The sequence below is a fragment of the Salinibacterium hongtaonis genome, from assembly GCF_003065485.1.
GTDB classification, from domain to species: Bacteria; Actinomycetota; Actinomycetes; order Actinomycetales; family Microbacteriaceae; genus Homoserinimonas; species Homoserinimonas hongtaonis.
Map to the genome: position 1 here is coordinate 683,314 of NZ_CP026951.1, position 13,374 is coordinate 696,687.

Sequence of the window (13,374 nt, forward strand, 5' to 3'; positions counted from 1 at the left end):
AAGAACGAGGCTTGGAGGCTAGGCCTCGACCCGTCGCCGCGTGACCGTCAGAGCGAGACCTGCGGCGGTGAGCAGGGCGCCGGCCAGCAGCATCCCCGTTGGGTTGCCTCCGGTGAGGGGGAGCGGGCTGCCCGCAACGCCCGCCAGCGGGGCCACAGCGGGCTCGGCGGGCGGCGCGGGGGGAGTGGCTGCCGGGGTGGCCACGGTGTCCACCGCATAGGCCGTGGATGTCGCGGTGCCGGTTCCGGCGTTGCCTGCGAGGTCCGTGACTCCAGCCAGGTCCAGGGCGATCACGTTGGAGGGGCTGGTGGTGTTCACCTCCGGTGTGAGGGTCGCGGTCCACGTGACCCCGCCGTCCGCGGATGCGAGCGAGCTGAGCGTCGCGCTGCCAGCGGCGATGTCGGAGGTGTCGAATCCGGTGACAGCCTCGGAGAAAGTAAAGACGACCCTCGCGGTTTCTCCGCTCACTAGAGCGCTATCAGACAGCGAGATCGTCCCTGTGGGCGGTAGCGTGTCGACGGCGTAGTTGCCGGAGGTGGCGGTGCCGGCACCGGGATTGCCCGTCACGGTCATCACCCCGGCGTAAATGAGCGTGAACGTGTTGGCGGCAACCTGCGTGCCTGGGTTCGGGGTGAAGGTGGCCGTCCATGTCGTGCCCCCATCGGGCGAGGTCGGCATGCTCAGGACGCCGTTAGGGGCGATGACATCCGCAGTATCGAAGCCCGTCACGGGCTCGGCGAAGGTGAACGTGACCGTGGCGGTTTCGCCGGCGCGGAGAGCAGTGTCCGAGATGGTGATGGGGCCTGCCAGCCTGGGGCGGGCCGTGAAGACCCCGTAATTCCCGGAGCTGAACGAGCCCATGCCGGCGTTGCCCGCCGCATCGGTGATGCTGGAGTAGTAGAGGGTGAGTATGTTCGAGGCATCTGTGACATCGGCGTCGGGCGTGAGGGTAGCGGTCCAGACTCGGCCGTCAGGGCTGTTGAGTCCCAAAAGGCTCGCGTTGGGCACCGTCACATCGCCAACATCGAACCCGGTCACACTCTCAGTGAAAACGAATGTGACCGTGGCGCTCTCGCCAAGGAGGAGCTCTGTGTCGGAGATCTGAATGCTCGATGCCAACGTGGGTCGAACCGTATCGACGGTGTAGGGGTCCGAAACAATAGCTCCGCTGGTGGCCTCCCCTGCCCCGTTCTGAATGCCCGCGAAGTTGAGCGTGACCACGTTGCCGGCCGACTGCGTGGCAGTAGATGGGGTGAATACCGCCGTGTACGTCATGTTGTCGCTGGTGGTAAGTGCAGAGAGCACGCCTCCGGTCGCCGTGACAGTGCTCGGCCCTATGCCGGTCACCGCCTCTGAGAAGGTGATGGTGACGACAGCGGTATCGCCGATCGCCAACATAGTCTCGGAAATTGTCACAGTGGCGGTGGGGGGAGCTGCGACGGCGGCAGTTGGCCAGCCCAGTGCCATAACCAGTGCCAACGTGCCTCCAGCGGCAATGAACCTGCGACGCATGATGTTTCCCCCTGCTTCCCTCCGAGCGCCGTCCGGCGACCAACCGAAATATTACCGGCAATGGGAGCGGGCTCCACGCGTTGGCGAGGGATCGCTGACGGTGCGGTCAGCCGCCCGCTTGAGAACGAAGGAGAAATGGTCGCCGCCCGACAAGGGCGCCTGGCACGGTCATTACGCCGACCTTCGACGCACTCAAACGTGGGCGCGGTAGCGTTGCATCATGAGTCGTGGTCACGCGGGCAGCACGCATCCCCAACATCAGCAGGTGGCCATCGCGGTCGCTCAGTTCGCCCCCGGCAACGACGGCGAACGCAATCTCGCCACCGTGCGCGATCTCGCCACTGCTGCGGCAGAGCGGGGCGCCAAGCTCGTTGTCTTCCCCGAATACTCGTCGTATTTCACCCCCACTCTCGGCGCGAACACCGTTGAGGCTGCTGAGCCTCTCGACGGACCATTCGTCATCGGGGTCGCGGCCATTGCCAAGATTCTCGGCATCCATATTGTCGCTGGCATGATCGAGCAGACCATCGGGGGCGACCGGGTCTACAACACGGTTGTCGCGGTCGACCCGCAGGGCAGGCATGTTGCCACGTATCGCAAAATTCATCTGTATGACGCGTTCGGCCAGCAGGAGTCGGAGTGGGTCGCGCCGGGCCCCGTCGAACGGCCAGAAGTTTTCACGGTCGACGGACTCACCGTCGGTCTGCAGACCTGTTACGACCTTCGCTTTCCCGAGGTATCCCGGCGGTTGATGGATGCGGGGGTCGATGTCATCGCCTGCCCCAGCGAGTGGGTGCGCGGCCCGCTCAAGGAACACCACTGGCGCACGCTCATCACCGCGCGGGCTCTTGAGAACACCCTTTATGTTGCGGCAGCCGACCACACACCCCCCATCGGCGTGGGCAACAGCATGATCGTCGATCCCATGGGCGTCGAGATTGCTACTGCGGGGGAGCGCGTCGACATCGCCCTCGGCTGGGTGACAAAAAGTCGCATCGACGACGTGAGAATCACAAATCCTGCGGTAAAGCTCCGCAGATTTGGGGTACATCCGCTGTAGTCAACGCACCCCCTCGCATCGTAGAGTTGGCCTCATACGTTTCCGGGGGGAGCAAACGATGAGTGAGCCATATCGCGTCATAGTGATCGAGGACGATCCAGACGTCGCGTTCTATATCAAGACGGTGCTGACGAAGCAGGGGTGCATCGTCCAGACGTTCCACGATCCCGCATTCGCCCAGCAAGCGATGCGTCTTTACGAGCCGGATGTTGTGATCACCGACATCGAGATGCCCGGCATCACGGGAATCCAGGTCATCGAGTTGGTGAGGGCTGTGCGCCCCGGCACCCCGGTTGTCGTCATGACCGCACACGTGTCGGTCGACTACGCCGTCGAGGCTCTGCGGGCTAATGCCGACGAGTTTCTCACCAAGCCGATCCCCTCGGCCGATCTCATCGCGGTCGTCACGCGGCTTGCAGACGAGTTTCGCCGGGCCAAGGCGAGCATGCCAGACCCTGAGGTTGTGCTTGCCATCGGCGCGCACCCCGACGACGTCGAGCTCGGTGTGGGCGGAATCCTCCTGGGCCACCGGTCGGCGGGCGACGCGGTTCACATCCTCACCCTCTCCCGCGGCGGCAAGGGCGGACAGGTCAGTGAACGCCAGACGGAGGCATTCGTTTCGGCCGAAATGCTCGGCGCGCGGCTGCATCTCGAAGACCTGCCAGATTCTGAAATCGCCGAGAACGAGCCCACGCTGAGCCTCATCGCCAAGGTCGTCGCCGAGATCCGCCCCACGATCGTCTATGTGCACAGCGATCACGACATGCACCAGGATCACCGTGCCGTGCACAAGGCCGCGCTGCTGGCCACACGCGCCGTGCGCAGCGTCTCGTGCTACCAGTCGCCCTCGTCGACGGTCGATTTTCGACCCAACCGCTTTGTGGCCATCGACGAGTTTCTCGACAAAAAGATCCAGCTCGTGCAGGCTCACAAATCGCAGGTCGCGGTGAGCCGCGCCCACACCTCAGATGCCCTGCTGGCGGCAGCCCGCTACTGGTCCCGCTTCGGGGATGGCGAGGCGTGCGAACCCCTCGAGATCGTTCGAGATTCGGGTGATCTCTCATTTGGTTCTGCGGATGTTGCTTTAGCGCTCAAGGCCCACCGCCAGGCCCAGGCGAGCCAGCTGTCGCAGTGAGCGCCTCGGCCACCATCGAGGCACCGGCAAGGCCCCAGGGCTTGTTTTTGTCTGCTCTGGCCTGGAATCGGCTCATGACGCTTTCAGACGCGCCCATGATTCGGCAGGCTCCGATCTCCGTTGCGCTCATCCTGGTGCTGGTCGTCGCGGCGATCGACGGAGGTTTCGTCGAAAGCACCAACGCCGCCTACTGGGCAACCTGGGCGACTCTGGGCATCGCTGTCGCCGTGTCTATTCTTGCGAGCGCGGTGCACAGCACGGCGCTGGGAATCGCCGTCCCGTTCATCTCTATGGTGGCCATCGCATTCGGTCGAGCGGCGATCGGGCCAACTGTCACGCTGCTCCTCCTGCTCTGTGTGCTCTGGATCGCCCTCCTCCCCGGGCGCCGATGGGTTGTCATTTCCGGGCTCAGCACCCTCGCCGCCGTGGCGTTGAGCTATGTCTGGCCCACCACCGTGATCGATCCCACCCACGTCGTGATGGAGCTCGTCATCACGCCCCTGATGTTCAGCACGATCGCCGCGGTCATCAACCGGGTAATAGAAGACAACAAGGCCAGGATGGAGTCCAACGAACTGCTGGTGCGGCAGCGCGAAGAAGCGCTCGCCGACGCTGTTGACCTGGTCTCTCGGTTGCGCGAGAACGAGGCTCAGCTCGAATCCGCCGGCTACCTGTTCCGTAGCGTGCTGGATTCCGTGACGAGGCAGTCCGTGATCGGCACCGATCTCTCCGGGCTCATCGACGTCTGGAACACCGGCGCCCAGACCATGTTGGGCCTCAACGCCGCCGATGTCGTCGGCAACCGGTACATCCATGAGTTCCACAGGGACGAAGAGCTTCACGAGCGCGCCCGTGAACTGGGATACCCCGCGGGCGCCACAGTGTTGAACCCGGGGTTCTCCGCCCTCGTGGAAGTCGCGCGTCTCGGCGGCTCTGAGGATCGCGACTGGACGTACTTGCGAGCCAACGGAGACGAGGTGTTTGCCCACGTCGCGGTGACCCCGCGCATTGATGAGAACGGTCGAACCGTCGGCTACATCTTCGTCGGCGCCGATGTCACAGATAAAAAGGAGCTCGCCAAGCTCCAGGATGAGTTCGTGGGTCTCGTCTCGCACGAACTGCGCACCCCCGTGAGTTCGATTCTCGGCTACCTCGAGCTGATGCGTGATGCCACAGAACCACCGCTCTCCGACGAACAGCTGCAGTATCTGGGCGTCGCCGAGCGCAACGCGCACCGCCTGCTCAGGCTTGTTGGGGATCTCCTGTTCACGGCTCAGGTGGCCGCTCATAAATTCCCCATCGAGGCGGCCGAGGTCGACCTCAACGGAGTAGTTCAGGCATCCGTAGAGTCGGCCAGGCCGGCATCCCAGACCGCCAATGTCTTGCTGCTTCTTCGCCCGGCAGACTCCCACCCTGTGGTGTGGGGCGATGCGACCCGCATCGCTCAGGCGTGCGACAACCTGCTCTCCAACGCCATCAAGTTCACTCCGCGCGGAGGAACGGTGTCAGTGAATGTCTCCATCGAGGGCGAGTTCGCCCGCATCGCGATCCGCGATACCGGGATGGGCATTCCGCCCGATGAGATCGCCATGCTCTCGACCCGGTTCTTCAGAGCGTCCACAGCCACGCGCAGCGCAGTTCAGGGTGTCGGCCTTGGACTCTCCATCACCAAGGCGATCGTTACGGCCCACGGCGGCGAACTGTCGGCCGAGAGCGAGGTGGGCGTTGGCACGACGTTTACCTTCACGCTTCCGCTCCGGGGCCGGGCGGCCTAACCCGCGAGCGTCATCTCAGGGACCGAAGCCGCTCCGATGCTTCCTGAAGCACGTCGTCACGCTTGCAGAACGCAAACCTCACGAGCGTCGAGTAGTCGGATTGCCGCTCTGGCCGCACGAAGGCGGTGAGGGGGATCGCGGCGACCCCAGCCCTCTCGGGCAGGGCGCGGCAGAACTCGTGGGCATCGGTTGCGCCTAACGGTGCTGCGTCGGCCACAACGAAGTAGCCAGCAGAGGGCACCGCGACACCGAAACCGGCTGCCTCCAGCCCTGCGCAGAGGAGGTCGCGGCGCCGAGCGAGCGTTGCGGCGGCCCCGGAGAAGAAGGTGTCGGGCAGATCGAGCCCGACCGCTATCGCGGGTTGTAGCGGAGCCGCGTTCGAATAGGTCAGGTATTGCTTCACAGCGAGAATCGCGGATGCCAAGGGAGCCGGCGCTGTGAGCCATCCCACCTTCCAGCCCGTGGTGTTGAAGGTCTTGCCAGCGCTGGAGATGCTCACCGTGCGCTCTGCCGCACCCGCTCTCGTAGCGAGAGGCGTGTGGGCACTGGCGAACACAAGGTGCTCATACACTTCATCGGTCACGATGATCGCGTCGTGCCGGTGGGCGAGTTCTACTACCAGGTCGAGCGTCTCGGTGCTGAAGACGGATCCCGTGGGATTGTGCGGGTCGTTGACGATAATCAGCCGGGTGCGGTCGGTGATGGCGGCGCGTAGCTGCTCATGGTCGGGCTGAAAGTGCGGGGCGCGCAGCGGCACGACGCGGTGCACCGCACGGGCTAAGCCGATTATGGCGGCATAGGAGTCGTAGAACGGTTCGAAGGTGACGACCTCGTCGCCCGGTTCCGTGAGGGCCAAGATCGTGGCGGCCAGCGCCTCCGTTGCTCCTGCCGTGACGACAACCTCGCGATCGGGGTCAATATCGAGGTCGTAGAACCGCTTCTGGTGACGAGCGATCGCCTGCCGGAGCACCGGGATGCCCACGCCGGGAGGATATTGATTGGCGCCGTCCGAGATGGCCTTCCGTGCCGCTTCGAGCACTTCGGGCGGGCCGTCTTCGTCGGGGAATCCCTGGCCGAGGTTCACGGCGTTCGTCGCGGTAGCCAACGCCGTCATCTCGGCGAATATCGTTTGCGCCAGCGTGCCGTCGGGGCCGAGAAGCATCGCCCCTTCTGCCGCGCGAGACCACGAGCCAGACACCGTCATTCGAACACAACCGCCATGAGAGACAGGGTAGCGTGATGCGAGAATCGCTAGGTGGGCCGACCGTTCCGCCATGGTGAGCAGCCTCGCAGCCCGCGCATAGAAAACGTGAAGGTTTGCGGGGGAAGCTGACACCGCCTGAAAGGAGCCACCCATGGCCGAGAACCCCCAGGTCCCCGAGGACCAGACCCCCGAGAACGCCCCAGAAACACCTCAGGCACCCGAGACTTCGTCGGTGGTGCCTCCTCTGGCGCCGTCGACCGACGCCGGGCATCAGCCCGTTTCGTCGCCATCCGTTGACACCACGCCCGCTGGGTCGCCCGCACATCACACACCCCCGGCTGGCCCGCCCGCAGGTGAAGCACCTCGCGCAGCGGCGCCCGGAACGCCGGATGCTTCCGGCAAGCCGGAGAAGAAGCGCTCGATGGCCGCGGGCATGGTTGCCGTCGCGGCGGTCGCCGCCCTCGTCGGCGGAGCGGTCGGCGCTGGCGTTGTCGCGCTCAACATGGATAACGGCAGCGTCGTAGCAACGAACGACAGGGTCGGCACCAACCTCATGATCAACGACGTGGATAACGCCACGGTGATCAGTGGTGTCGCGGCCAAGGTCGCCCCTTCGGTTGTGACTCTGTCGGTGACGGGCGGGTCCGCATCGGGAACCGGATCCGGCGTCATCCTTACCGAGGATGGCTACATCGTGACCAACGCCCACGTCGCAACGCTGAGCGGAGCGACGTCGGACCCCACGATCAAGGTGCAGAGCTACGACGGCCGCCTCTTCAACGCCACACTCGTCGGCAGCGACCCCATCGCCGATCTTGCGGTGGTCAAAGTCGAGAGCGACGTCACGTTCCAGCCGGCCGAGTTCGCCAATTCGAACAAGCTCAATGTCGGCGATATTGCCATCGCCATCGGCGCCCCGCTTGGTCTAGCCAACACGGTAACGAGCGGTGTAATCAGCGCCCTCAACCGCAGCATCACCGTTGCGTCGTCCGAGGCGCCAGACACGGAGGAGGCCCCGGACCCTGACGATGGCCAGAACGGCTTTGGCCCGTTCGATTTCTGGCAGTTCGATAACGGACAGGGCAACAGCGGTTCTACTTCGACGTCGACCACAATCGCCCTCCCGGTCATTCAGACCGATGCGGCCATCAACCCCGGCAACTCGGGTGGCGCCCTCGTCGACGAGGATGGCAAGGTCATCGGCATCAACGTGGCGATCGCCAGCACGGGAACATCGTCGTCCGAGACGAGCGGCAACATCGGCGTCGGCTTTGCTATCCCGTCGAACCTGGCTAAGCGCGTGGCCTTCGACATCATCAACGACGGCTCCACCTCCCACGGGTTGCTGGGGGCCATGGTTGCCGATGTCACGGATGACCCGTCCCTGGCCGATAGCGACACGACGGGAGCGGCGATTCAGGATGTCACCCCCGGTGGCCCTGCGGAGAAAGCTGGGCTCAAGGCGGGCGACCTCATCACCGAGTTCAATGGAATTCCCGTGACGGGCAAGACCGATCTCACGGCGCAGGTACGAGTGCTCCCTGGTGGCGACGAGGCCGAAGTCACCTATATTCGCGGCGGCAAGTCCTACACAACCACGGTCACGCTCGATTCGCTTCAGTAGTCGCAGGTCGCTTCAGAAGCCGCACGAGAAGGGCGAGGTTTCGCGCACGCGATGCCTCGCCCTCCGCTTGTCAACAGGGTCTGACTGGTAGGCTCGCCCGTGTCTTCAGTGCGCTGGATGACACGCCCAATTCCCTTGTAATGACTGGAAAGCATGCCGCGAGAAACCGCTGAATACCCCGGGGTCTCCTATGTCATGCCCGTGCTCAACGAGGTCGAGCACATCGAGGCAGCCATCCTGAGTCTCACAGGACAGGATTACCCGGGAGAGTGCGAGATCGTGCTCGCTCTCGGCCCCAGTGTCGACGGAACCAATCGGGTTATCGAAGAGATGGCCAAGGCCGACCCTCGCATCCGCAGCATCGAGAACGAACTCGGCAGCACGCCCGGCGGCCTAAACGCCGCGATTCGAGCCTCACACTTTCCCATCGTTGTTCGTGTCGATGCTCACTCGGTGTTGCCGCCGAACTACACCCGCATTGCGGTAGAGACGCTTCTGCGCACGGGAGCCGACAACGTCGGCGGCATCATGAAGGCAGAGGGTGTCACGCCATTCGAGCGCGCCGTGGCTCACGCCTACGGTTCGAAGGCGGGGCTCGGAGGAACCCCTCACCACGTCGGCGGCAAAGAGGGGCCAGCAGAAACGGCTTACCTCGGCACTTTTCAGCGCCATCGTCTGCTTGAGGTCGGGCTCTTCGATGAGGGAATCAAGCGCGGCCAAGACTGGGAGCTCAACCGTCGCCTGCGGGCGACAGGCGGAACGGTGTGGTTCACTCCCGACCTCGAGGTCGTTTACCGGCCCCGATCAAGCCTGGTTAAGCTGATCCGCCAGTTCGTGGCCACGGGAATCTGGCGGGGAGAGTTGGCACGTCGCTTTCCCTCAGAAAACGGCCTGCGATACTTTGTTCCGCCTCTTGCCGTGATCGGCGTTGTGCTCGGACTCGTCCTCGGAACGATCGGCGCGATCGCAGGCACCTGGCTGGTCTTCGCCTACCTAGTTCCTGCTCTCTACGCCTTCTTCGTGGTGGTTGCCACGATCCCCGTTCTCGGTAGCGAGGGTATTCGGGCCGCGTTATGGCACCTCGTGGCGCTGCCGTGCATACACTTCGGATGGGGTGCAGGCTTCGTGCTGGGCTACTTCAAACTCAGCCGCAACATCACGGCTCACACGGGGAGATGACGATGACATCAGAAACTCCGCGGGGACGGCCCTCGTCGATCGCCGAGCTGCGCGCCGTCGCCCAGCCGCCCGAGGTGCGTCTGCGCGCCAACGCCGAGCACTGGACGGCGTCGCTTTATCTGCGCAACCTTTCCCCGTACCTCACCTGGATGCTTCTCAAGACCTCCGTTTCGGCTAACGGTGTCACGGGACTCATGATCCTGACGGGCTGGTGCACTGCTTTCGCGCTGCTCATTCCCGGTATCACGGGCGCCGCGCTGGCTCTCGTTCTCGGCCAGCTTCAGATGCTGATCGACTGCTGCGATGGCGAGGTCGCCCGCTGGCGCGGCACGAGTTCACCGGCGGGAGTGTTTCTCGACAAGGTCGGGCACTACACGACCGAAAGCCTCATCCCCATCGTCCTGGGCATCCGTGCTGCCGGCTACCCGTTCGACGCGCCAGAAGACTTCTTCTGGACTTCGCTCGGCCTGCTCCTCGCGGTGTTCATCCTGCTCAACAAGGCGCTCAACGACATGGTTCATGTGGCCAGGGCCAATGCTGGTCTTGCCAAGTTGGCCGACCGCCGCGAGGAGTCCGAGCCAGACCAGCGCATGATCGCCAAGCTGCGCCGACTGGCTCGGTTTGTTCCATTCCACCGGCTTTATCACTCGGTAGAACTCACGATCCTGGTGTTCGTCGCCGCGCTCATCGGCCTTGTCATCGGCCCTGAGATCGCCGATCGTGCCCTTCTGATCGCACTCGTTCCGCTCGCCGGGCTGGCCCTCGTTGGGCACTTCGTGGCGATCATGGCGTCGAAGCGGGTGCGATCCTGACCGCCTCGACCCTCCCCACGGTCGGCGTTGTCGTGCTCACGCAGGGCAAGCGCCCCGACGATTTGCGGGCGGGCCTTGAGAGTGTGCTCGCCCAGGAGGGGATTTCGGCCGACGTCGTCGTTGTCGGCAACGGATGGAACCCCACGGGCCTTCCTGACGGCGTGCGCGCACTGGCCCTGCCCGAGAACCTGGGCATTCCTGCCGGTCGAAACCGGGGAGTAGAGCAGGTCACTGGCGAGTGGCTGTTCTTTCTCGACGACGACGCGCGCGTTCCTTCCCCCACTTTTGTGACGGATGCGATCGCCCTCATGACGCAGGACCCCACGATCGGGCTCGTGCAACCGCGGGTCGTCGACCCGTCCGGCGTCACCAACCCTCGCCGCTGGGTGCCGCGCATCCGCAAAGGGGAGGCCACCCACTCCAGCAACGTCTTCTCGGTGTGGGAGGGCGCGCTGGTGATGCCTCGCGTCGTCTTCGATCGCACGGGTGGATGGGCCGAGCCGTTCTTCTACGCCCACGAGGGCATAGAGCTGGCCTGGCGGGTGTGGGATCAGGGGCTCCGCGTCTGGTACGCGGGCGATCTTGTCGCTTATCACCCCGCAATCGAGCCGACCCGGCACGACTACTACTACAGGCTCAACGCCAGAAACCGGGTGTGGCTGGCCAAGCGCAACCTGCCCTGGGTGATCGCCCCGCTCTATGTCGGCAGCTGGACGGCCATTCAGCTGCTGCGCTGGGCCCGCAATCCGGGGGCGCTCAAGGCCTGGTTTGGCGGCTGGCGGGCCGGATGGCGCGAGCCGGCAGGGGAGCGTCGACGCATCAGGTGGGTAACGGTTTTGCGAATGGCACGTTTCGGTCGGCCACCATTGGTTTAATAAAGTGGTGCTGCTTCATGACATCAAGACTGCAAAACGCTTGGTGACAAGCATCCTCAACTCGCGTCGAACGCGGGGTGAGCTCGCCCGCAGACTCTCGTCCGACCCCGTGATCCCGCCGGGGCGCATCGAGATCGCCGTGTACTTCGCCGATGCTGCGGTCAATATGTACCAGGTGCGCCAGTGGTACGAGCCCCTGGCGGAGTTGGCGAAGATCCACCCCGTCGCCATCATTTCGCGCTCACCGGGCACGATGCTCAAGCTTATGGACGAGTCGCCGGTGCCCGTCACCTACCGCCGCAAGGTTGCCGACCTCGAATCGTTCGTGGCTGAGCAGGACATCAAGATCGTGTTCTACGTCAATCAGAACGCCAAGAACTTTCAGATGTTCCGCTACGGCCGCATGTGGCACGTCTTCGTCAACCATGGCGAGAGCGACAAGATGTATATGACGACCAATCAGTTCAAGGCCTACGATTACAGCTTCATCGCGGGGGAGGCGGCGGCCGATCGCCTCAGCCACAAGCTGTGGAACTTCGACCTCGCTACCCGTACTAAGCAGATTGGCAGGCCGCAGGCCGACCACTTCGCGGGGACCCCGCCCTATCCCGCGGACGACCGCACCGTTGTGCTCTATTCACCCACGTGGGAGGGCGACAGGGCCGCCGCCGCCTACGGATCAGTCGCGTCGCACGGCCCGGGCCTCGTTGCCGCTCTCTTGGGCGACCCGCGGTACCGGCTCGTGTATCGACCGCATCCACGAACCGGGGTCATCGATCCTGTCGTCAAGCGAGCCAACGAGCAGATCATTGCGGCCATTGCCGCGGCCAACCGGGCCGACCCCACCGCCCACCACCTGTTCGACAACGGACCAGCGCTCGGCTGGCAACTCGCCGATGCCGATGTTGCCATTACCGACATTTCAGCGATGGTCTACGACCGCTTGGCAACGGGGCTGCCGCTCATCGTCACTCGCCCCGCATCGACGCTTGCCGAGGTCGATCTGGCAGGCTACCTCGGCTCGGCAGAGTGGCTCGATGCGGATGCGGCGTCGACCGTTATCGATTTGGTCGAGCGGGTGCGCAACGACGAAAAGTCGCAGGCCACTTTGCACTTCTGGGCCCAGCGGCACTTTGGCGACACGACGCCAGGGGCGGCGACCGCACGCTTTCATGCCGCCGTCGAGAGCCTCATCGAGGAGTGGCACCGTCAGGCTGCAGTTCACGCGGCCGACGCCGTGCTCAGTGAAGCCGACCCTTTTGAGGATGAGGGCGACGAGGACTCTGGCGTAGTCGACTAGTCCGTGCGGCGTGCGGCGATTGCTTTGCTTATCGCGGCCTTGGGCGCATTTACCGTGATCACGGCCGCCTTCACGATGCCACCCCGCACGCGAGACGCGGGCGGCATGTACGAGATGAGGGGGCGGCGGGGTGGCCGGAGCTGCTCTAGGTTAGGCGGGAACGCGGCGGGCGCTGGCCCGAACGCCTCACGCGACGACGAGACCACCCTGCGGCCTAAGAGATGGTTGGCGGTGCCGCCGACGACCGCTCCGATGCCGAAGGGCAGCATCCGTCCCACAGCGCTGGTCCCTGTGTTGCGGGCGAATCGCCCCACGAATGCCTTCTTCATCTGATCGGCGATGGGGCCGACGAAGGCCTGCGGCATCGAACGACCAATAATGTCGCCCCAGAATGCTGTGCGTGGCAGGCCCCGCCCGGTCACCTGCGCCGCAAAGCTGCGAACGAGGTCTGCGCCGGTGGTGCCGAGCATCATGGCCATCACGATTGTGCGAGCGCGGTCGGGGTCGGTCACGGCAATGCCGTGAACCTCGGTCACCGACTGCGCGAACAGCGCGCTCGACTCCAAGAAGAACGCAGTTTCCACGCCCGTCAGGGCCAGGCTGATTCCCGTACCAACGCCGGGAACGACGGAGGCTGCACCGACTCCTGCGCCTCCCGTGGTCACTGCCGCGAGGTACTGCCGCTCGAGAATGCGGACGATCTCTGCCGGGCTGGCGTGCGGATGCCGCTGCCGCACGCTGCGCACGTGGAGCAAGACGGCCGGTCGCTGTGTCGTGAGCAGCCGATCGAAACCGCGGACCGTCATCGAATAGCCAGGATCGGCCAGATCGGCTTCTGGTTCGATAATCGGGTCGATGATGATGGGGATTTCTATAGGCCCGTTGGTACTCACTCGGA

General features: G+C 64.4%; 11 protein-coding genes. 8 read left to right on the forward strand and 3 right to left on the reverse strand.

Going from position 1 to position 13,374, the window contains the following annotated elements:
* Positions 1-18 precede the first annotated feature (18 nt).
* Entirely contained in the window at positions 19-1,512 is a 1,494-nt protein-coding gene (locus C2138_RS03385; RefSeq protein WP_108515531.1) for an Ig-like domain-containing protein, read from the reverse strand.
* Between the two features lie 220 nt (positions 1,513-1,732).
* Between C2138_RS03385 and C2138_RS03390 the strand changes: the two genes are divergently transcribed.
* The 3 genes from C2138_RS03390 (at position 1,733) to C2138_RS03400 (ending at position 5,482) form a co-directional block, all read left to right on the forward strand.
* Positions 1,733-2,572 carry a carbon-nitrogen hydrolase family protein gene (locus tag C2138_RS03390; RefSeq protein ID WP_108515533.1) on the forward strand — a complete coding sequence of 280 codons (840 nt, stop codon included), beginning with the start codon at positions 1,733-1,735 and terminating at the stop codon, positions 2,570-2,572.
* 58 nt (positions 2,573-2,630) lie between these two features.
* The gene (locus tag C2138_RS03395) at positions 2,631-3,707 is read left to right on the forward strand and encodes a response regulator (RefSeq protein WP_108515534.1); all 1,077 of its coding nucleotides are present in this window, start codon (positions 2,631-2,633) and stop codon (positions 3,705-3,707) included.
* Between the two features lie 74 nt (positions 3,708-3,781).
* Positions 3,782-5,482: a sensor histidine kinase gene (locus C2138_RS03400; protein ID WP_108515536.1), complete on the forward strand. Its 1,701-nt coding sequence runs from the start codon at positions 3,782-3,784 to the stop codon at positions 5,480-5,482.
* 10 nt (positions 5,483-5,492) lie between these two features.
* Here the strand turns inward: C2138_RS03400 and C2138_RS03405 are convergent, their stop codons facing one another.
* Positions 5,493-6,686, reverse strand: coding sequence for a pyridoxal phosphate-dependent aminotransferase (locus C2138_RS03405; protein WP_108515538.1), 1,194 nt, complete (start codon positions 6,684-6,686; stop codon positions 5,493-5,495).
* Positions 6,687-6,837: 151 nt separating this feature from the next.
* On the opposite strand from C2138_RS03405, the gene C2138_RS03410 reads away from it, so the two are divergent.
* The 5 genes from C2138_RS03410 to C2138_RS03430 all read left to right on the forward strand — a co-directional run bounded on the left by C2138_RS03410 (position 6,838) and on the right by C2138_RS03430 (position 12,476).
* Positions 6,838-8,310, forward strand: a complete 1,473-nt coding sequence (locus tag C2138_RS03410) for a S1C family serine protease (RefSeq protein WP_108515540.1) — start codon at positions 6,838-6,840, stop codon at positions 8,308-8,310.
* A 153-nt stretch (positions 8,311-8,463) separates the two neighbouring features.
* Entirely contained in the window at positions 8,464-9,489 is a 1,026-nt protein-coding gene (locus tag C2138_RS03415; RefSeq protein WP_108515542.1) for a glycosyltransferase family 2 protein, read from the forward strand.
* Complete coding sequence (locus tag C2138_RS03420; RefSeq protein ID WP_108515544.1) at positions 9,486-10,301, forward strand: CDP-alcohol phosphatidyltransferase family protein; 816 nt, start codon at positions 9,486-9,488, stop codon at positions 10,299-10,301. The genes C2138_RS03415 and C2138_RS03420 overlap by 4 nt, the downstream gene beginning before the upstream one ends.
* Positions 10,302-10,333: 32 nt before the next feature.
* Complete coding sequence (locus C2138_RS03425; protein ID WP_233245610.1) at positions 10,334-11,176, forward strand: glycosyltransferase family 2 protein; 843 nt, start codon at positions 10,334-10,336, stop codon at positions 11,174-11,176.
* 7 nt (positions 11,177-11,183) lie between these two features.
* Positions 11,184-12,476: a hypothetical protein gene (locus tag C2138_RS03430; protein ID WP_338418816.1), complete on the forward strand. Its 1,293-nt coding sequence runs from the start codon at positions 11,184-11,186 to the stop codon at positions 12,474-12,476.
* On the opposite strand, the gene C2138_RS03435 is transcribed toward C2138_RS03430, so the two are convergent.
* The gene (locus tag C2138_RS03435; RefSeq protein ID WP_108515550.1) at positions 12,473-13,369 is read right to left on the reverse strand and encodes a hypothetical protein; all 897 of its coding nucleotides are present in this window, start codon (positions 13,367-13,369) and stop codon (positions 12,473-12,475) included. The genes C2138_RS03430 and C2138_RS03435 overlap by 4 nt on opposite strands.
* Positions 13,370-13,374: the final 5 nt, after the last annotated feature.